The 19972-nt window shown below is 57.5% G+C and carries 20 protein-coding genes; 11 read left to right on the forward strand and 9 right to left on the reverse strand.

Annotated elements, in window-relative coordinates:
- Positions 1-165 precede the first annotated feature (165 nt).
- Positions 166-921, forward strand: coding sequence for a histidine utilization transcriptional repressor HutC (gene hutC / locus ACR6AS_RS02360; protein WP_434161007.1), 756 nt, complete (start codon positions 166-168; stop codon positions 919-921).
- Here hutC and ACR6AS_RS02365 read toward each other — a convergent pair.
- Both ACR6AS_RS02365 and ACR6AS_RS02370 read right to left on the reverse strand, forming a co-directional pair.
- Positions 905-1447 carry a HutD/Ves family protein gene (locus ACR6AS_RS02365; protein WP_434161009.1) on the reverse strand — a complete coding sequence of 181 codons (543 nt, stop codon included), beginning with the start codon at positions 1445-1447 and terminating at the stop codon, positions 905-907. The two genes, hutC and ACR6AS_RS02365, sit on opposite strands and share 17 nt — an antisense overlap.
- Positions 1444-2799 carry a formimidoylglutamate deiminase gene (locus ACR6AS_RS02370; RefSeq protein ID WP_434161011.1) on the reverse strand — a complete coding sequence of 452 codons (1356 nt, stop codon included), beginning with the start codon at positions 2797-2799 and terminating at the stop codon, positions 1444-1446. The genes ACR6AS_RS02365 and ACR6AS_RS02370 overlap by 4 nt, the downstream gene beginning before the upstream one ends.
- 81 nt (positions 2800-2880) lie before the next feature.
- Here ACR6AS_RS02370 and hutI point away from each other — a divergent pair, with 81 nt between their 5' ends.
- The gene (gene hutI / locus ACR6AS_RS02375; protein ID WP_434161013.1) at positions 2881-4098 is read left to right on the forward strand and encodes an imidazolonepropionase; all 1218 of its coding nucleotides are present in this window, start codon (positions 2881-2883) and stop codon (positions 4096-4098) included.
- Complete coding sequence (gene hutG, locus ACR6AS_RS02380; RefSeq protein WP_434161015.1) at positions 4095-4886, forward strand: N-formylglutamate deformylase; 792 nt, start codon at positions 4095-4097, stop codon at positions 4884-4886. The genes hutI and hutG overlap by 4 nt, the downstream gene beginning before the upstream one ends.
- Positions 4887-5013: 127 nt before the next feature.
- On the opposite strand, the gene ACR6AS_RS02385 is transcribed toward hutG, so the two are convergent.
- Positions 5014-5646, reverse strand: a complete 633-nt coding sequence (locus ACR6AS_RS02385; RefSeq protein ID WP_111140571.1) for a flavin reductase family protein — start codon at positions 5644-5646, stop codon at positions 5014-5016.
- Positions 5647-5786: 140 nt separating this feature from the next.
- On the opposite strand from ACR6AS_RS02385, the gene rlmF reads away from it, so the two are divergent.
- On the forward strand, positions 5787-6713 hold the full coding sequence (gene rlmF / locus ACR6AS_RS02390) for a 23S rRNA (adenine(1618)-N(6))-methyltransferase RlmF (protein ID WP_434161018.1): 927 nt from the start codon (positions 5787-5789) through the stop codon (positions 6711-6713).
- 94 nt (positions 6714-6807) lie between these two features.
- Here rlmF and glnQ read toward each other — a convergent pair whose 3' ends face one another.
- From glnQ to rhtA, 5 genes are all read right to left on the reverse strand, one after another.
- On the reverse strand, positions 6808-7530 hold the full coding sequence (gene glnQ, locus ACR6AS_RS02395; protein ID WP_293773823.1) for a glutamine ABC transporter ATP-binding protein GlnQ: 723 nt from the start codon (positions 7528-7530) through the stop codon (positions 6808-6810).
- Complete coding sequence (gene glnP, locus ACR6AS_RS02400) at positions 7527-8186, reverse strand: glutamine ABC transporter permease GlnP (protein WP_111140568.1); 660 nt, start codon at positions 8184-8186, stop codon at positions 7527-7529. Before glnP ends, glnQ begins: the two co-directional genes overlap by 4 nt.
- Positions 8187-8263: 77 nt before the next feature.
- Entirely contained in the window at positions 8264-9010 is a 747-nt protein-coding gene (glnH, locus tag ACR6AS_RS02405) for a glutamine ABC transporter substrate-binding protein GlnH (protein WP_111140567.1), read from the reverse strand.
- Between the two features lie 317 nt (positions 9011-9327).
- Positions 9328-9831, reverse strand: coding sequence for a DNA starvation/stationary phase protection protein Dps (gene dps / locus ACR6AS_RS02410; RefSeq protein WP_111140566.1), 504 nt, complete (start codon positions 9829-9831; stop codon positions 9328-9330).
- A gap of 324 nt (positions 9832-10155) precedes the next feature.
- Positions 10156-11070 carry a threonine/homoserine exporter RhtA gene (gene rhtA, locus ACR6AS_RS02415; RefSeq protein ID WP_434161021.1) on the reverse strand — a complete coding sequence of 305 codons (915 nt, stop codon included), beginning with the start codon at positions 11068-11070 and terminating at the stop codon, positions 10156-10158.
- A 368-nt stretch (positions 11071-11438) separates the two neighbouring features.
- On the opposite strand from rhtA, the gene ompX reads away from it, so the two are divergent.
- Complete coding sequence (ompX, locus tag ACR6AS_RS02420) at positions 11439-11951, forward strand: outer membrane protein OmpX (RefSeq protein WP_111140564.1); 513 nt, start codon at positions 11439-11441, stop codon at positions 11949-11951.
- Positions 11952-12177: 226 nt separating this feature from the next.
- On the opposite strand, the gene ACR6AS_RS02425 is transcribed toward ompX, so the two are convergent.
- Positions 12178-12369 (reverse strand): hypothetical protein, encoded by a 192-nt coding sequence (locus ACR6AS_RS02425; RefSeq protein ID WP_111140563.1) that lies wholly within the window; start codon positions 12367-12369, stop codon positions 12178-12180.
- Between the two features lie 250 nt (positions 12370-12619).
- On the opposite strand from ACR6AS_RS02425, the gene mntR reads away from it, so the two are divergent.
- The 6 genes from mntR (at position 12620) to ACR6AS_RS02455 (ending at position 19860) form a co-directional block, all read left to right on the forward strand.
- A complete protein-coding gene (mntR, locus tag ACR6AS_RS02430; RefSeq protein WP_003850512.1) occupies positions 12620-13078 on the forward strand; it encodes a manganese-binding transcriptional regulator MntR in 459 nt (152 codons plus the stop codon).
- Positions 13079-13098: 20 nt separating this feature from the next.
- Positions 13099-14208, forward strand: a complete 1110-nt coding sequence (locus tag ACR6AS_RS02435) for an SLC13 family permease (protein ID WP_293773828.1) — start codon at positions 13099-13101, stop codon at positions 14206-14208.
- 149 nt (positions 14209-14357) lie between these two features.
- Positions 14358-15503: an HlyD family secretion protein gene (locus ACR6AS_RS02440; RefSeq protein ID WP_111140561.1), complete on the forward strand. Its 1146-nt coding sequence runs from the start codon at positions 14358-14360 to the stop codon at positions 15501-15503.
- The gene (locus ACR6AS_RS02445; RefSeq protein ID WP_111140560.1) at positions 15500-17068 is read left to right on the forward strand and encodes a DHA2 family efflux MFS transporter permease subunit; all 1569 of its coding nucleotides are present in this window, start codon (positions 15500-15502) and stop codon (positions 17066-17068) included. The genes ACR6AS_RS02440 and ACR6AS_RS02445 overlap by 4 nt, the downstream gene beginning before the upstream one ends.
- A gap of 1 nt (position 17069) precedes the next feature.
- Positions 17070-18599: an efflux transporter outer membrane subunit gene (locus tag ACR6AS_RS02450; RefSeq protein ID WP_434161025.1), complete on the forward strand. Its 1530-nt coding sequence runs from the start codon at positions 17070-17072 to the stop codon at positions 18597-18599.
- 859 nt (positions 18600-19458) lie between these two features.
- Positions 19459-19860, forward strand: coding sequence for an H-NS family histone-like protein (locus ACR6AS_RS02455; protein WP_111140558.1), 402 nt, complete (start codon positions 19459-19461; stop codon positions 19858-19860).
- The last annotated feature ends 112 nt before the right edge of the window (positions 19861-19972 follow it).

Genomic DNA, 19972 nt, shown 5'->3' on the forward strand with positions numbered 1-19972 from the left:
TGGATCGCCCGGCAGCGGCGGGGAAAGGGAGGATCGCCTTGCTGGCGCTGCACGATAAGGAGGCAGACGCTGCCCTGAAAAAGGCACAGCGCCCGCTACTGGATGTATATACATTCATGCTATGAGACAGTAAACTGAACGTATTATCAGCATAAGGAACAGCACATGGTTGAGCAGACGGCACTGGCACAACTGGCGGCGGCGATGAGCGACGAACCCGCGCCGATCTATCAGCGGGTCAAGCAGGCGATTATCAGTCAGATCCGCGAAGGATTATGGAAGGCGAATCAGCGCGTGCCGTCAGAGAGCGAACTGGTCAATGAGCTGGGCGTCAGCCGGATGACCATTAACCGGGCGCTGCGGGAACTCACCAGCGAAGGCTTTCTGGTGCGGATGCAGGGCGTGGGAACCTTTGTGGCGGAGATGAAGGGATATACCGCGATGCTGGAGGTGCACAATATCGCCGATGAGATCGCCCAGCGTGGTCACCAGCACAGCTGTAAAATTCTCGCTATCGGCCAGACCAAAGCCGATCCTGAGCAGGCCGCCGTGCTGGGCGTGACCACCGGGCAGATGCTCTATCACTCGCTGATTGTGCACTATGAAAACGATCTGCCGGTGCAACTGGAGGATCGTCTGGTCAATCCGCTGGTCGCCCCCGACTACCTGACGCAGGATTATCAGCAGATGACCCCTTACACCTATCTGATGCGGGTCGCCCCCCTGACCGCAGGCGAGCACATTGTTGAAGCCGTATTGCCCGATGCGCGTCAGCGTAAACACCTGTCGCTGGATGAGCACGAACCCTGCCTGCTGATCCGGCGTCAGACGTGGAGCGACACCCGCATCGTGACCTATGCGCGGCTGCTCTATCCCGGCTCACGCTACAAGCTGCTGGGGCGCTTCAGGGGACACGGCTGAGGCGGGTAAACAGCAGTCTGGCATCCGCTTCGCACGGGCTGAGGCGGGTCTCTTCATCCACCCACCACAGGCCCTGCTGCGCGGACAGTTTTTCCCCAGCCGCCGTCTGCCATCTGCCAGCCAGCACCCAGGCGACCCCGTGGAGACTGTGTACGGAGGTGGTGACCACATCCACGCTGGCCTGCCACGCATCCCGCCGCGTCATGATATTAAAATCTTCGCTGACGCCGCCCTGCAGCTGAGCCGTTAAAGCCAGTTCACCGGCAAACGCCCAGGGCTGGTGAGGGAGCAGCAGCTGCTGCACATCGGGTGCGGTCAGTAATACCGGGTCGCCGTGCAGCAGGGTAATGACCCGATCGATGCCCGGAAAGGCGGAGAAGGGGCCATCCTGCGCGAGGGTGGCGATGCTGGCGCGCCAGCCGAAGCGTTCCTCACCTGGCGGAAAAGTGACGATTTCGCGGGTCTCGCCGCCGCCGTTACGCCAGCGGCTGACCTTCAGCGCCGGATAGGCAAAGCGGGCGATCATCGCAGCACCGCCATTGCCTGAGCAAAGCGCGCCGCACATGCCGCCTGCTGCGGATGAACCCCCTCTTTGATCACCGCCTTGCCCGCGACATAGACATCCCGAATCTGGTCGCGCTGCCCGGCAAAGAGCCAGCGGTTCATCAGCGCCGGGGAATCCACGCTGCCGAGCCAGGCCTCATCCCGCAGCACCAGCCAGTCGGCGCGCTGTCCCACCGCCAGCGTGCCCTGCCGGATCCCGCACGCCTGCGCACCGCCTGCGGCCGCCTGCTGCCACAGCAGATCACCTACCGATGGCTGGTCGGGCAGGGTAATCCGGTTACGACGCTGGTCGCGCAGCCGCTGAGCATACTCCAGCCAGCGCAGCTCCTCCTGCGCACTCAGCGAGACGTGGCTGTCGGAGCCGATGCCCCAGCGTCCGCCCTGCGCGATATAGGCCACCGCCGGAAAGATGCCGTCACCGAGGTTGGCTTCGGTGGTCGGACAGAGACCCGCCACCGCGCCGCTGCGGGCGAGGCGGGTGCGTTCATCCTCATCCAGATGGGTGGCGTGGATCAGGCACCAGCGCGCATCCACCGCAAAGCGGTTCAGCAGCCAGGCGACCGGACGCTCGCCGCTCCACGCCAGCGAATCGTTGACCTCTTTCTGCTGCTCAGCCACATGAATATGCACCGGCAGCGTCGGGTCGCTGGCCGCCAGCACTTCCCGCATCTGGCTTTCGCTCACCGCCCGCAGCGAATGGAAACAGAGGCCGCGATTCAGCAGCGGCCGCTGCTGCTGCCACTTCTCCAGCCGTGCCTGCTGTTCCAGATAGCGATCGGTCTGCTGAATAAAACGTTTCTGGCCGGCCGTGGCGGGCTGGCTGCCAAAACCGCTGTAGCTGTAGAGCACCGGCAGCAGCGTCTGACCGATGCCGGCGATCCCGGCCGCGTCGATCAGCTGTTGCAGCATCCTGTCGTCGCTGTAAGGCGTCCCCTCGGGGTCGTGATGCAGATAGTGAAACTCCGCCACCTGGGTGTAGCCGCCTTTCAGCATTTCGATGTAGAGCAGGGCGGCGATATCCCCCACCTGTTGTGGCGTCAGGCGCTGCACCATGCGGTACATCCGGTCCCGCCAGGTCCAGAAGCTGTCCTGTGGATCGCCCGCGACTTCCGCCAGGCCCGCCATGGCGCGCTGGAAAGCGTGAGAGTGCAGGTTGGCGATCGCCGGGATCACTTCGCCGTCGAGCCGGATCGCCTGGTCCGCGTGGCTGTCCGGCGTGATCGCGTCGATAAAACCGGTCTCACTGACCGTGATCCGTACCTGCTGCTGCCATCCCGTCGCCAGCAGGGCGCGGGGAGCAAAAAAAGTCGCCATGGTTGATCCTCACTGGATGTGGTTGTATATACATATACATACTTTGAGGCAGCCTGTAAACGGCGGAGGCGGGAGCGCGCGATGGGAAATGAGATGCACGTAGAGACGGTGTGGACCGGGGCCGACCTGGTTACCATGCGTGACGGGAAGTACCATCTGATACCAGCGGGGGCGCTGGCGGTGCGGGCGGGCAGGCTGGTGTGGGTCGGGCCGGAGGCGGAGATGCCCGCCTTCGTCGCCGAGCGGCACCATCGTCTGCCGGGCGGCATCGTGACGCCGGGGCTGGTGGATTGCCACACTCACCTGGTCTTTGGCGGTGACCGCAGCCAAGAGTTTGAGCAGCGCCTGAATGGCGTCAGCTATGCGGAGATCGCCGCACAGGGCGGCGGCATCCTCTCGACCGTGCGCGCCACCCGCGCCGCCACCGAAGAGGCGCTGGTGGCGTCGGCCCGCTGGCGTCTCGATCGCCTGCTGGCAGAAGGGGTCACCACCGTGGAGATCAAGTCCGGTTATGGGCTGGATGAGGAGAGCGAACTGCGGATGCTGCGGGCAATTCGCCAGCTCGGGGAGCGCGTGCCCGCCGATGTCCGGGCCACCTGTCTGGCGGCCCACGCCTTTCCGCCGGAGTTCAGAGAGGATCCGGAGGGCTGGGTCGATATTATCTGTGAGAGGCTGCTGCCGCGCGTCCAGGCGCTGGGGCTGGCGGACGCGGTAGATGCGTTCTGCGAGCACCTCGCTTTTTCGCCACAGCAGGTAGCGCGGGTGTTTGGTCGGGCAGTGGCGCTGGGGATGCCGGTGAAGCTTCATGCGGAGCAGCTCTCGGCGCTGGGCGGGGCGGCGCTGGCGGCCCGCTATGGCGCGCTCTCGGCGGACCATCTTGAATATGCCACCGAAGAGGATGCCCGGGCGATGGCGCAGCATGGCACGGTCGCGGTACTGCTGCCCGGTGCCTTTTATCTGCTGCGCGAGACGCAGCGTCCGCCGGTCGATCTCTTCCGGCGCCACGGCGTGCCGATGGCGCTGGCCAGCGATGCCAACCCCGGAACCTCACCTGCGCTGTCGCTGCGCCTGATGCTGAACATGGGCTGCACCCTGTTTGGCATGACGCCGGAAGAGGCGCTGGCGGGCGTGACCCTGTGGGGCGCAAAGGCGCTGGGGCTCGCAGAGAGTCACGGCTCGCTGGAAAGGGGCAAGGTGGCAAACTTCGTTCACTGGCCGCTGGCCCGTCCGGCGGAACTGGTTTACTGGCTGGGCGGTGAACTGCCCTGTACCGTTGTCTATCGTGGAGAAATGCAATGAATCCCTTTGATTTTACCCAGGGCACGCTGCCGCTGCTGGTCAGTATCCCCCACGCCGGCACCCGGCTGACGCCGGAGGTGGAGGCGGGATTAAGTGAGGCCGCGCGCGGCTTACCCGACACCGACTGGCATATTCCGCTGCTCTACGATTTTGTCCGCGATCTGGGCGCCAGCGTCTTGATCGGTCACTACTCCCGCTTTGTGGTCGATCTCAACCGGCCGCCCGACAACCAGCCGCTCTACAGCAGCGCCACCACCGGCCTGTTTCCGGAGACGTTGTTCGACGGCACGCCGACCTTTGCGCCAGGCAAAACGCCGGATGCCACCACGCGGCAGGGCTACATCGACGGGATCTGGCAGCCTTACCATCAGCAGATGCAGCAGGAGCTGGCGCGGCTTAAGGCGCAGCACGGCTACGCGCTGCTGTTTGACGCGCACTCTATCGCCAGCGAAATTCCCCGGCTGTTTGAGGGACGGCTGCCCGACCTCAACATGGGCACCAACGATGGCGCCAGTTGCACGCCTGAAATGAGCGCGGCTATTGAGGCGGTGTGCGCAGGTCAGCAGGCCTACAGCTGGGTAATCAACGGACGCTTTAAAGGCGGGTATATCACCCGCGCTTACGGTCAGCCGCAACAGCGGATCGAGGCCGTGCAGCTGGAACTGGCACAGCTTAACTACATGGATGAGACGCCGCCTTACGCCTGGCAGCAGGCACGGGCGGCGCAACTCCAGAAAGTGCTGAAGGCGCTGATCCACGCCATGCTGGCACAGGCGGAATCGCGCTGAATCGTGGGCGGTCCACGTTCAGGAGAAGCATGCTGACTGGCAGCCGGAAGCGGGGCCGCCAGTGTCAGACATCACTGGAAAGAGGGCAGGAGAAGCGCATCGGGCCGATGCGCTTGTGGCACGAGGATTACTTAGGGCGCGCGTCCGGGCGGACCAGATCAAAGCGCTGCGCCTCGCTGATGCCGTAATAGGCGCTGGGGCCGCCCGCGCGCAGAACCGGCTCGGCTCTGGCCGTCTGGTAGATCCCCTCTTCCAGCAGCGACTCATCGATGTGGATCGCCACCGCTTCACCCAGCACCAGCCAGCTGTCGAGCGGATTGCCGCTGGCATCCTGCAGCTGAATCAGCTGTGTCAGGCGGCACTCGAAGTTCACGGGGCTTTCGGCTACCAGGCTGGCAGCGACCTGAGAAGCCGCCAGCGGCGTTAAGCCGGCAAAGGCAAACTCATCCTGGTCGGCAGGCAGTGACGCTGAGGTTTCATTCATCGCTTCAGCCAGCGAGCGGGTCGCCAGGTTCCAGACAAACTCTTTCGTTTCTGCGATATTCCTGACGCTATCCTTCCAGCCGCTGCTGGCGAAACCGATAATCGGCGGCTGATAATTAAAGCAGTTAAAGAAGCTGTAAGGGGCCAGATTGCGCTGGCCGCTGGCGCTGATCGAACTGATCCAGCCTATCGGTCGTGGCCCGATAATCGCATTCAGGGGATCGTGCGGCAGACCGTGCCCGGCACGGGGTTGATAGGAATAGCGCTTGGTGGTCATAACGTCTCCGGCAGAGGATTTTATTTATCTTAGCCCGACAGCATCGCCCACGAAAACAGAAAGCGGTTAGCGGATGGTGCGGGTTTATTTTCCGTCGCCTACAGCGTATTGTACGCGCGCCTGAATAACTGAGAGAACGTATGAAAAAGTCAGCCCGCACGTCGCCTTTCCACGCCCGCAATCGCCATCAGGGTGAATACGATTTTGCCGCGTTAACCGCTGCTCATCCGCCGCTGGCGGCGAAAGTGCGGCCTAACGGTTACGGCGTGCAGTCCGTGGATTTTGCGGATCCGGACGCGGTGATGCTGCTGAATCAGGCGCTGATTAAGCTGTTTTACGATATCGACTGGCAGCTCGCACCCGGTTCACTCTGTCCGCCGGTGCCAGGCCGTGCCGACTATCTGCACTATCTTGCCGATCTGCTGGCGCTGGACAACAACGGGGTGATCCCTGCCGCAGACATACTGGATATCGGCTGCGGGGCCAACTGCATCTATCCGCTGATCGGCGCGGCGGAATATGGCTGGCGCTTCACCGGCACCGATATTGACGAGGCCGCCATTAAAGCCGCAAACCGCATTGTCGCGGCCAATCCGCGCCTGACACGGCAGATCCGCTTGCGCCGGCAGAAAAACAGCGACGCGATTCTGGCCGGGGTGGTCAGTAAGAATGAATTTTTCAGCGCGGTAATGTGTAACCCGCCGTTCCATGCGTCGGCAGAAGAGGCGGCGATGGGGACGCAGCGTAAGGTGCGCAATCTCGGTCTGCATAAGAGCGCGCCGCTGAACTTTGGCGGGCAGCACAATGAGCTGTGGTATCCCGGTGGCGAAAAGGCGTTTATCGGTAAGATGATTGCCGAGAGCGTTGCGCTGGGTCGCCAGATTGGCTGGTTTACCTCGCTGGTGTCGCGCAAAGAGAACTTAGCGGCGCTGGAGAAACAACTACAGGCGCACGATGTGGCTGAACTGCGCGTAGTGAATATGGCGCAGGGACAGAAGCAGAGCCGCTTCCTGGCGTGGAGTTTTATGCCTGCCGCCGCGCGCAGCAAACTGCTGCGTCGCCAGTAAAGGCAGGGCGGGTAGCCGGTGCAGGCCCGGTATAAGTGCCGTGCCGGGCAATTGAGCCACTCAACAAAACGGGCCGCTAAGCGGCCCGTTATGATCAGGAGACGTGCTGCAGGAATTCGCGCAGACGTTCGCTGGGCGGATTACTGATCAGGCTGTCGGGGTCGCCATCTTCCGCAATCCGTCCTTTGTCGATGAAGATCAGGCGCGAGGCCACTTTCTGTGCAAAGCCCACTTCGTGCGTCACAATCACCATCGTCATGCCTTCTTCCGCCAGATCCTGCATCACCTTCAGTACTTCATGGCGCAGCTCCGGGTCCAGCGCAGAGGTCGGCTCATCGAACAGCATCATCTTCGGCTTTACCGCCAGCGCACGGGCAATCGCCACACGCTGCTGCTGACCGCCAGAAAGTTCAGACGGGAAGTGGTGCGCCCGCTCGGCGAGACCCACTTTGCCCAGCAGCTCACGCGCCAGCTGGCGTGCCGCCTCTTTGCTGGCGCCGCGCACCCGAATCGGGCCAAACGCGACGTTATCCAGGGCGCTCATCTGAGGGAACAGGTGAAACTGCTGGAACACCATGCCCGCTTCCTGACGGATCAGGCGATCGTCTACCTTCGGATCGTTAACGTGCAGACCATCAACAATCAGGTCACCGCTGGTGATCTCTTCCAGCTTATTGATGCAGCGCAGCAGGGTTGATTTACCGGAACCGGATGGGCCGATAATCACCACCACTTCGCCCTGGTTAATCTTCAGATCGATATTGTGCAGCACCTGGGTCTGGCCAAAGTGCTTGGAAACGTTTTTAAACTCAATCACAGGATTTTCACCCTTTTCTCAATGCGGCGCAGCACAAAGCTCAGCACCAGCGTAATCACCAGATAGATAATCGCTACGGCGCTCCAGATCTCCAGTGCGCGGAAGTTGCCGGCAATGATCTCCTGACCCTGACGCGTCAGTTCAGCCACACCGATAACGATGAACAGCGAGGTATCTTTGATGCTGACAATCCACTGGTTGCCCAGCGGCGGCAGCATACGGCGCAGCGCCAGCGGCATAATCACGTAACGCAGCGTTTCGCGGCCCGACAGGCCCAGCGCCAGTCCGGCTTCACGGAAGCCCTTATTGATCGACAGCACCGCACCACGGGTAATCTCGGCAATATAGGCGCCGGAGTTGATCATGATAGTCACCACGGCCGCGGTGAAGGGGTCGATACGCAGGTCGGGGAACGCCATCGGCAGCGCAAAGTAGATAAACATTACCTGCACCACGATAGGCGTACCGCGGATAATTTCGATAAAGACCAGGGCGATATTGTTGGCAATCCAGCCACCGTAAGCGCGCGCAAAACCGGCGATCAGTCCGATGATCAGTCCACCAATCAGGCCAATGATTGAGATAATTAAGGTCAGTTTGGCGCCTTCAAGCAGCGCTGGCATGGCGGGCCAGATGACGCTCCAGTCAAACTCCATGGTGTCACTCCAGATAGGTTGCAATGGAAAAAAGCAGGGAAAAACTTTCCCTGCCGAAAGCCGGATACAGACATTTATTATTTAGGTTCGGTGCCGAACCATTTTTTATAAAGTGTGTTGTAGGTACCGTTCTCTTTCAGGGTCTTCAGCGCGCCGTTGACCTTTTCACGTAAATCGTCGCTGCCTTTCGGGAAGGCGATGCCGTACTGCTGTGCTTCGATCGAGTCGCCTACTGCTTTAAAGCGACCTTTACCGGCGGTGTGGATGAAGTAAAGGATGTTAGGCGTATCGTGCAGCACGGCGTCGGCACGGTTTGTACCCAGCTCCATGTAGGCGCTGTCGATGTTCGGGAACTGACGCAGATCTTTAGATTTGATATGGGCTTTCGCGTATTCCACCGAGCCGGTGCCGCTTTTCACTGCCACTACTTTGCCATCGAGATCGCTGATGCCTTTAATATCGTTTTCGTTGTTACGCACCATCACCTGCAGACCACTTTTGTAGTAGCCGTCAGAGAACGCGATAGCCTTTTTACGCTCTTCGGTAATGGTGATGCCTGCCAGCGCCAGATCGACATTGCGCGTCTGCAGTGCAGGGATGATGCCGCTGAAATCCATCGGCTTCAGGGTGTAATCGAGCTTCAGCTCTTTCGCAATGGCATCCCACAGATCCACATCGAAACCGACATATTTGTCACCCTGTTTAAATTCAAACGGAACAAAAGCGGTATCTGTTGCAACAACCAGCTTCTTTTCTGCTGCAGTCGAAGAGAGGGAGAAGGCCAGCGCCAGCGCGGCCACAGAAACGTTAAACAGTGACTTCATCATTTTTTCCTTATAAGGATCAGGCGGCAGGGCCTGCGTTTGCGGCTTGTCATATGAAAGAATTATGCCAACTTTGCAAAATCCGCGAAATCAGAGAGTTAAATAACACAGCTGACACGATTTTGCAGTTAATTCTGCCTTTGCACCATTATGGTGATCAAGTTTGGTGCAGGTGACTGTTTTGGTGCAAGCGGTAGTTTGCCTGAGATGTTAAGGCTGTGAAGCAGAGGAGGGAAGAACTGTTAACAGGGTCATAAAATGCGGTAACGCAGACGTAAAAAAGGCGGGTTTCCCCGCCTGATGGCTTCTGCTTACGCTTATTCAATGTTGGCTTCGATGAACCACAGGAATTTATCCAGGTCACGTGATGCCGCGGTGAAAATGTCAGCGGTATCTTCATCTTTGACTTCGTCGATCGCTTTGCGGGTGTCGTTAGCCACGACGCTGTAGCGGTCGGCCAGCGCTTTCAGGTGATCCTGAACGCTGTGAATATTCAGCGGATAGCTTTTCAGCGGGGTCTGGTCGTTAACCACCTGAGTCGTACCCAGTGCCACGCCGCCCAGCTGAACAACACGTTCTGCAATGGTATCCTGGTGATCGGTGATGGTGGTGCGGAAACCATCCAGCATCTCATGCACACCGATAAAGTTGGCACCGCGCATGTTCCAGTGCGCCTGCTTAGTGATCAATGACAGATCGATAAATTCGACAACCAGACGGTTCAGCACCGCAATCGTGGCTTTCTTTTCTTCATCGCTCACGTCGTTGCGGGTGTAAATCAGGTCGGAAGATTTAGTTTTAACCAATTTAGCGGTACTCATCGTTTCAGTCCTCTCTTTGATGGTTGTCCTAATCAAGTACCGGATAAGTATAGCAGCGCTTTTCGGTTTTGCAGGAACGGCTTCAACGATGACTGAAATAGCGTATTTCTTTACTCAGGACGCCGCGGAATCCGTAGGGTTAACTATTTGTTAAAATATAATAGCCTGTTTTATGTAATCAAATCAAAGCGTTATATTTAGTTGTCGCGTAAGAGTAAATGTCTGTTTCAAATAGAAAAAGTCGTTGAGGATGCAGAGGCGGGAATAATTCTCATGATAATCATGATTGTTATTCAGCCCATCGGCGGGATGGGCTGAAAGGCGTTATTGAGGTTTATCGTCTGATAATTCAACGCTGTTTAACTGGCTCTTTTTGGGTCGCATCGTCAGCGTTGATCCGGCCGACGCGGCAATGATCGCCAGCAGGGCAAGCCACTGCAGCGCAGTCAGGGTCTCACCCAGAAAGAGCATACCTGAAAAGGCGGCCATCGCCGGCTCCAGGCTCATCAGCGTGCCAAAGATACGCGCCGGTAAGCGGGTCAGTGCAATCATCTCCAGAGAGTAGGGGATGGCACTGGAGAGCAGAGCAATCAGCAGGGCGAGCGGCATGACTTCCCACTGCCAGAGGCCACTTTCTGCGAAAAACACGCCCAGCGGCACAAAAATCACCGAAGCGATCAGTGAACCGAGGGCGACCGTGGCCGGGCCATGCTCTGCGCCCGCCCGCTGACCTGCCAGAATATAAACCGCCCAGCAGGCACCGGCGCCGACGGCCAGCGCCGCGCCCAGCGGATCGATTGCCGTCATATCGGAGCCAAACGGCAGCAGAAACCATAAACCCGCCACAGCGAGCAGCACCCAGATGAAATCCAGCGGCCGGCGCGACCCAAACAGCGCCAGCGCCAGCGGGCCGGTAAATTCCAGCCCGACGGCAACACCCAGCGGCGCGGTGCGGATCGCCAGATAGAACATAAAGTTCATTCCACCTAATGCCACGCCATACATCAGCAGCGGCAGACGCTGTTCCCGCCGGAAGTGCAGACGCCAGGGTTTGAAGATGACGCAGAGAATCAGGGTGCCAAAGGTCAGACGCAGCGCGGTAATGCCGGTGGCCCCGACGGCGGGAAAGAGGCTTTTCGCCAGCGACGCGCCACCCTGAAGCGACAGCATCGCGATCAGCAGTACGGCCACAGGCATCACTATCGGGGTAAGATTTTTAGAAGCGGGAGAGGCAGACATCCTGTGTACTTTTCCTGGTCATCGACATAGTGAGAGAGCCAGTGTAAAGGAAATAACGAACAAAAAATCACAGTTTTGCGTTTTAAATTTGCGTTAACTGTACGATTTTTAGTCAGAATCAGGGCCATCAAGGTAAAGAAATGTCAGGATTTTTTAGGAATTTACTTAAAGCACGAAATGAGCACAAAATGATTGTTGCAGGAAGATGACGGATTTTATAAGAAAAATGAATGACATAGGATGTCGCATTAACTTCCTGTTACACCAAACATTCTCTTAGACAACAAAATCCGGGCAGAGTTTCTCGCTATTTTTTGTTATATTTTTAGCGTTGTCAGGAGAGAAGTACTTTCACATTTGAGGTGGTTATGAAAAAAATTGCATGTCTTTCAGCATTAGCCTGTGTACTGGCAGTATCTGCAGGTTCAGCAATGGCACAGAGCACCGTAACTGGTGGCTATGCTCAGAGCGACTATCAGGGCGTGGCTAACAAAGCTAACGGCTTCAACCTGAAATACCGCTACGAAGACGGTTCTAACCCACTGGGCTGGATCGGTTCATTCACCTACACCGAAAAAGATCGCACTGACGCTGGCGTATACAACAAAGGTCAGTACTACGGTGTGACGGGTGGTCCTGCTTACCGTCTGAACGACTGGGCAAGCATCTACGGTGTTGTAGGTATCGGCTACGGTAAATTCCAGCAGAACGATACTGCATCACGCGCTAAAACTGATTCAAGCGACGTAGGCTTCTCTTACGGCGCAGGCCTGCAGTTCAACCCAATCGAAAACGTTGCACTGGATGTGGGCTACGAGCAGAGCCGTATCCGCAGCGTCGACGTGGGTACCTGGATTGCTGGCGTAGGTTACAGCTTCTAATCTTAGCTGACCTGCCAGAAAACGGCCCCTTGCGGGCCGTTTTTTATTGCCTGCAATTTATGTCCGCCTCTGGCGCGCACCGCTTTTTCCCTGTGCTACCTCAACGTACTTTTTGGACGTGACTGTGCCGCCGCTGAACGCGTTACCTTGTGCACTGAGAAAGAAATCTGAGAATGAGAAAGAAGAGGGGCCTCTCAGCCAGGGGCTGAAAGGCGCTGAATCGTGCTTAGCCGCGCCAGATCAGATTCTGACAGCGGGGGTCGGCAGGCTTATGGCCCAGCAGTTTTTCAATCAACATCAGACGCAGTGTAAAGGGGGAACGCGTCAGCAGGCAGAGCCAGGATTTCATCTCTGTGGATGTTTTCTTCTCCATCTGGAAGCATTTGCTGCAATCCAGGCAACATTTCAGGGTGCTCATAGAATCACCTCCCAATCATTGTCGACGCAATCGTCAGCAGCCGGGGTGAGAGACATGCTCAACACCATTGTAGCGGGATCCCGCAGGATCGTCGTTTTGCTGCTTACATTATCATCAAATATAGCACTGGCTATATCCCTTAGCCAAGGCTAATGACGAAAAATTTGAGCTTCTTTGCGGCTGGTTTACAATAAGCGCAGCTAAATCCGTACAGCCGCAGTCGTACGGAAAATAATAATGAGGAAACTTAATGAGTCGTCGTGCTAAGAGCGTGGTTTCTGCGCCGAAAGGACCACTGAAAGATATTGAAGAGCATGTCGAAGGGTTTCGGCAGGTGCGCGAAGCGCATCGTCGCGAGTTAATTGATGACTACGTTGAGTTAATCTCTGATTTAATTGGCGAATTTGGCGAAGCGCGTCAGGTTGATATGGCGGCCCGTCTGGGCGTTTCGCAGCCTACCGTAGCAAAAATGCTGAAACGGCTTGGCAGCGCCGGGCTGGTTGAGCAGGTGCCTTATCGCGGCGTCTTTCTGACCAGTGAAGGCGAAAAGCTGGCGGAAGAGAGTCGCGCCCGTCACCATATTGTGGAAAGTTTTCTGCTGGCGTTGGGCATCAGCCCTGAAACGGCCCGACGCGATTCAGAAGGTATTGAACATCACGTCAGTGATGAAACTCTGGCTGTATTTAAGAAATTCTCCGAAACCCGCTAACGCTAAGGCGTACCCTCATCATGCCTCAACTGCTTCGATCTTTTTTGCATGACTCAATTTTGCATTTATTAATCGTGATTGGTGTTGTTCTGGCATGTCTGGCGGATTTTCGCTGGGCCGATCTGCCGGGCGCCGTAGACTGGCACACCATTATTACGCTCACCGGCCTGTTAATTCTGACCAAGGGGCTGGAAACCAGCGGCTATTTTGATGTGCTGGGAAGCCGGCTGATTGCACGTTTCCGCCACGAACGGGCGCTGGCACTGTTTATGGTGCTGGCGGCGGCGCTGCTCTCTACCTTTCTGACCAACGACGTGGCGCTGTTTATCCTGGTGCCGTTAACGCTGACGCTGCGCAAGTTTTCGCATCTGCCGATTTCGCGTCTGATCATCTTTGAAGCGCTGGCGGTGAATGCCGGATCGCTGCTGACACCGGTCGGCAATCCGCAGAATATCCTGTTATGGAGCCACGGCAAACTCAGCGTGATCGCGTTTATCGTGCAGATGCTGCCGCTGGCCGTCTGGCTGCTGCTGAGTCTGGTGGTGTTGACCTGGTTCAGCTTTTCAAAGCGTTCGATTGATAAACATGAGAACCCGGAACAGCCCCAGTGGCAGAAACCGCTATTTATCGTCAGCGTGGCTCTCTATCTGCTGTTTATCGCCGGACTGGAGCTCGAAATCACAGGCTGGATCCTGCTGCTGATTCTGGCCACTTTCCTGGTGATGGCCCGTCCGGTGCTGATGCGCATCGACTGGAGTCTGCTGGCGGTGTTTATCGCCATGTTTATCGATGTCTTCCTGCTGACGCGCCTGCCGGTGATGCAGGCTCATTTTGATGCGGTGTCACACTTTGGTCAGGGACAACTCTACCTGCTGGCGATTGGCCTGTCGCAGGTGATCAGTAATGTGCCCGCGACCATTCTGCTACTGCAAAAAGTGCCGCCAACGGATCTGCTTGCCTGGGCGGTTAACATTGGTGGTTTCGGTCTGCTGCCGGGATCGCTCGCGAATCTGATCGCCCTGCGAATGGCGAAAGATCGGGCCGTCTGGTGGCGCTTCCATCTCTTTTCCCTTCCTCTGCTGGCCTGGTCAATGGCCAGCGGCTGGCTGCTGCTGCGGCTGCTCAATTAGCACTGACACGTCCTGCCACCCCGCACAGGTGGCAGGATGTGCGCCATTTCTCAAGTTTCGTAAAGTTGCGCTGGATTTTGTCAGTTTCCGATATAAGGTTAACAGGACCTTTATGCCCGGAATCAGGGCCTTAGCCAGTGATGGAAACTATGAGCGAGAACAAGCAACGCGATCCACACCAGCAGGACGCAGATAACGAGACGGAGAACAACTCTCAGTCAGACGATAATCAGGACAACGACCAGCAGCCGGAGCGTAAACGCCCCGGTAAAAAGCCGCTGATTATTCTGGCGGTAGTGGTGGTGATTATGCTGATTGTCGGCTTCTGGTTCTGGTTTGCTAACCGGAATCTGGAAACCACCGATGATGCTTTCACTGAGGGCGATGCGGTGACCATTGCGCCTAAAGCGTCTGGCTACGTCGTGAAGTTACTGGTGAACGATAACCAGCGGGTGAAGAAGGGCGATCTGCTGGTAGAGATCGATCCCAGCGACAACCGTGCCCAGCGTGAACAGGCGCAGGCGCAGCTCGGTCTGGCCGTGGCGCAACTGCATCAGGCGCAGGCGCAACTGGCCCTGTCGCGGGTTCAGTATCCGGCGCAGCGCGATCAGGCGCTGGCTGAGCAGGCGAAAGCTGAGGCTAACCTGCTTAACGCGCAGGCGGATTACCGTCGCCAGCGCGGTGTTGATCCCCGGGCCACAAGCCAGCGCAATATCGACAGCGCCTCTGCGCAGTTACGTTCGGCGCAGGCGCAGCTCCAGAGCGCCAAAGCGCAGGTCGAAGTCGCCTCTCAGGTTGCCCTGCAGATTCGTCAGCAGCAGACCAATGTTGAAGCGCGTCAGCAGCAGGTTGAGCAGGCGAAAGCCCAGCTGAGCACCGCCGATCTCAATCTCTCTTACACCCAGGTGCGTGCGCCCTATGACGGGTTCATCACCAAACGTAACGTCCAGCTGGGTACGCTGGTGCAGGCGGGCTCCTCGCTGTTTTCACTGGTTTCACCCGATATCTGGATCACCGCGAATTTTAAAGAGTCGCAGCTGGAGCGCATGAATCCGGGCGACAAAGTGGAAATCAGCGTGGATGCCTGGCCGGACATGAAGCTGGAAGGGCATGTCGACAGCATCCAGATGGGGTCCGGTTCACGCTTCTCCACCTTCCCGTCTGAAAACGCTACCGGCAACTACGTGAAGATCGTACAGCGCGTGCCGGTCAAGATCGTCATCGACAAAGGTCTGGACCCGAACCATCCGCTGCCGCTGGGCCTCTCTGTCGAACCTAAGGTCACAGTGGAATGAGTACGGCGCAGAGCTGGAAACCCGCCAGCAATCCGTGGTTAGTGGCGATCACGGTGACGCTGGCAGTGTTTATGGAGATCCTCGACACCACCATCGTTAACGTGGCGCTGCCGCACATCGCCGGTTCACTCTCCTCCAGTTACGATGAGTCAACCTGGGTGCTGACCTCCTATCTGGTGGCGAACGGCATCGTCCTGCCTATCTCTGCGTTTTTCAGCCGACTGTTTGGCCGGAAACAGTTTTTCCTGATCTGCATCGTGATGTTCACCATCTGCTCTTTCCTGTGCGGTATCGCCACCGAACTGTGGCAGATCATTCTGTTCCGTGTGCTGCAGGGCTTCTTCGGCGGCGGTCTGCAGCCGGTTCAGCAGTCCGTGCTGCTGGACTACTTTAAGGCGGAGGATCGCGGCAAGGCCTTTGGTCTCTCCTCTATCGCCATTATCGTTGCGCCGGTCATCGGCCCGACATTAGGCGGCTGGATCACCGACAACTACAGCTGGCGCTGGGTGTTCTTTATTAACATTCCGGTGGGCGTGCTGACGGTGCTGGCGATTTATCAGCTGCTGGAAGATCCGCCGTGGGAGCGTAAATGGGCCAAAGGCAAACTGAATATCGATTATATCGGCATCGGTCTGATTACCCTGGGGCTGGGCTGTCTGCAGGTGATGCTGGATCGCGGCGAGGATGAGGACTGGTTCGGCTCACACTTTATCGTTCTGTTTGCGGTGCTGGCGCTGGTCGGTATCGTCGGTGCGATCTACTGGCTGATGTATGCCCGCAAACCGGTGGTTGATATCCTGGTGATGAAGGACCGCAACTTCTGGGTCGCCGGGCTGCTGATGGCGGGTATGGCGATGATTCTTTATGGCAGCTCCGTGGTGCTGCCCCAGCTGGCGCAGCAGGATCTGGGGTATACCGCTACCTGGTCAGGTCTGGTGCTCTCGCCGGGTGCGATACTGATCGTTCTGACCATCCCGCTGGTCCTGAAACTGATGCCAGTCGTGCAGACGCGCTACATCATCGCCTTTGGTTTCAGCTGTCTGGCGATGGCGTTTTTCTACTCCTCGACCCTGACGCCGGATGTGGATTTCACTACGCTGGTGATGATGCGCAGCGCGCAGTCTATCGGACTGGGCTTCCTGTTTGTGCCGCTGACGACCATCGCCTTTATCACCATCCCGCAGCGGCTCAACGCTGACGCCTCGGCGCTGTTCACCATGTTCCGTAACGTGGCAGGATCCATCGGGATCTCGCTCTCAACGGCGGCAATTACAGAGCGCGAACAGGTACGGTCGGCTCACATGGTGCACAACATGACGCCACTGAACGAGCCGTTCAACATTACGCTGCAGCACTGGGCACAGGCTATCCGTGACTTTACTTCAGCGGTGGGCGATCCGATTACGCTGGCCACCGGTCAGCTCTATAAGGAGATGATCGTCCAGTCGCGCATTCTCGCTTATATCGATGTCTTCTCAGGCCTGAGTATTGTCGCCCTGATTTTGATTCCATTTTGTTGGCTGCTGTCGCCGATTAAGAGCGAAGGCAGTGCAGGAGCACACTAACATGAAGGTTTTTTACTCTCATCGCCTGAAACCCCTGAGCCTTCTGCTCGCCCTGGTGCTGGCGGGGTGCGCCGTCGGACCGGACTATCAGGCGCCGAAACCGGTGGTGCCGGGAAGCTATCACGGCCTGGATTCACAGGAGGGGTCGAAGCCGCAGACCCGCGCGATCAACACCCGCTGGTGGCGCAGCTTCAACGATCCGCAGCTCGACAGCCTGATCGAACGGGCAATGGCGGGCAACCTGAGCCTGCAACAGACGGTGCTGCGCATTGCCGGTGCGCGTGAACAGCTGACACAGGCGCAGGGCAGCCTGTTCCCCAGCCTGGGCGGCTCAGCGAAGGTGACGCGTCAGCAGCTCGGGCTGAAAGGATTACTGGAGGCCAATGGTGCAACCGACCAGCTGGACAGCAGTGTGGCCAGCCAGCTTAACGGGTTAACCCAGCCGGTTAACCTTTACCAGGGCAGTTTCGATGCCAGCTGGGAGCTCGATCTGTGGGGCAAAGTACGCCGCCAGGTTGAGGCTGCCAATGCTCAGCAGCAGGCGGCGATTGAGCAGCGTAACGACGCGCTGGTTTCACTGGAGGCGGAAGTGGCGCGCGCCTGGCTACAGCTGCGCGGCGCGCAGAGCACCATTCAGACGCTGCAGCAGCAGATTGATGTGGCACAGCAGACGACCGAGCTGACCCGGAGTCAGCAGCAGAATGGTCTGGCTCCGCTGACTGATGTAGAAAATGCGCGTGCCCAGCTCAGTTCGCTGCAGGCGCAACTGCCGCAGTATCAGTCACAGGCGCGGCAGGCGATGAATGGATTAGCGGTATTGCTCGGGAAAACGCCCGGAGCGCTGGATGCAGAGCTCGCGACCCCGAAAGCCCTGCCGACGCTGCCACAGTTTGTGCCGGTGGGCATTCCCGCCACGCTGGCGCGGCGTCGGCCCGATATTCGTCAGGCTGAAGCGACCTTGCATGCACAAACCGCGGAGATCGGGGTTTCTGTGGCGCAGCTTTTCCCGAGCCTGTCGCTGACCGGGCAGCTTGGGGTCCGCAACACCGACGTCAGTTATCTGGATAACTGGAGCAGCCATTTCTACAGTTACGGTCCATCGTTATCGATACCCATCTTCCAGGGGGGACAGCTGGTATCGAGCGTGAAGCTGGCGCGGGCGCAGCAGGCCAGCGCCGCGCTGGAATATCGGCAGACGGTTCTGACGGCGTTGCAGGATGTGGAGAACGCGCTGGTGAGCTACCGCGCCGATCAGCAGCGTGTTACGGCGCTGGATGAGACTACCGGCGCCCTGCAGCGCACCTTCGATCTTGCCAGCGACAGTTATCGTCAGGGGCTCTCCACCTTCCTGGAGGTGCTGGATGCGCAAAGGCAACTCGCCCAGGCGCAGGAGCAGGCGACACAGGCACGGATGCAGAGCGCGCTCGACCTTGTGGCGCTCTATAAAGCCCTGGGTGGCGGCTGGGAAACCTATCAGAACGTTGATATGCCGCAGTTCCCGGTCTTTGGCCCGGCCACGCAGGCGAATTAATCTTCTGGCGGTCGCGGCTGACAGGCCCTGACCGCCCGACCTCCTTCGCTTCACTCTCCCCGCTGATTTTCCAGGTTATTCTTACGCGAGTATTGATCTAACCTGTTGAATAAAGGGCCATCTCAGTGAAACTGCCCCGGCAGGTGACGAAAAATAACGCCGTGTAACGCACCCGTTTATTATCCGTCTCTGCCGCCCGGATTTATTTTTAAGTCACCGGCCTGTGTCGATTCAGGATTTTGAACCCTGTCACTTTTCTGAATTTATTTGCCTGAAGATTTGTTCAGTGCGCCTTAAGACTCCGTGAAGAGGAAGCCTGGCGCTATTCGTTCTGCGGCACCGGATGCGACTGTTATTGTCCTGCTTAGCAAACTGCGAATAATCTGACCCTGCCGGAAACCGCAGCGGCAGGAAAAAGTTAACAGGCGGTAAGTCGTATTATAAAAAAACCGCACAGCGTTAATTCTTTTGCGCTATTTACCGGCAGCGGGGGCGGTTTTTTAAGCATAATATGTAAGGTATTGTGACTGAGATCGCGTTTGCTACGCTTTTTTTATCGGTGCAGGCCGGGCCGTTGCACGAAATATTCTGGCTGCGCAGCCCGCTTTTTGCCACGCCGTTTTAAGACCCGCAGGCGGGATAAAGAGGCTGAAATCGTTTTCAATCCCGGAGCAGAAACGCAGTTCGTTGTTAATTAGCCGTTAATAAAACGTCAGGCCAGCGCGATTTTAATAGTCCTGTTTCAGCGCAATTAATAGTTAAGAATTATCTGTAGCGTAAAAATAATTTATTTTTTTATTTGAATTAGGTAGTCTTGGCGCTACAGTTTTATTAACCCCCCTTAATCAAGGACATTGTGATGAGTGACGCATTTAAGGTTCTGAACAATATTCGCACATTACGTGCCCAGGCTCGTGAACTTCCACTTACCGATCTCGAAGAGATCCTGGAAAAATTAACCGTCGTTGTTACTGAACGCCGTGAAGAAGCAGAAGCGGAAGAGACGCAGAATCGCGAAAAAGAAGAAAAGCTGTCGAAATATCGCGAAATGCTGCTGGCTGACGGCATCGACCCTAATGAATTATTAGGCGCGCTGGAAAGCGGAAAAAAACGTACCAAGCGTGCGCCGCGTCCGGCTAAATATTCTTACACCGACGAAAACGGTGAGCAGAAATCCTGGACGGGTCAGGGCCGTACCCCGGCAGCGATTAAAAAAGCGCTGGATTCCGGCAAAACCCTGGAAAGTTTCCTGATCGATTGATCGACACAATCCTTGTAAGCGGGAGCCGGGGGGCCACAATGGCCTCCCGGCTTTTTTATTTCTGCCGGGATATCAATCGCCCCGCGAGGAATCCACGCCTGGCGCTGGCGTG

This window comes from Pantoea phosphatilytica, from assembly GCF_051025615.1.
In the GTDB taxonomy this organism is placed as follows: domain Bacteria; phylum Pseudomonadota; class Gammaproteobacteria; order Enterobacterales; family Enterobacteriaceae; genus Pantoea.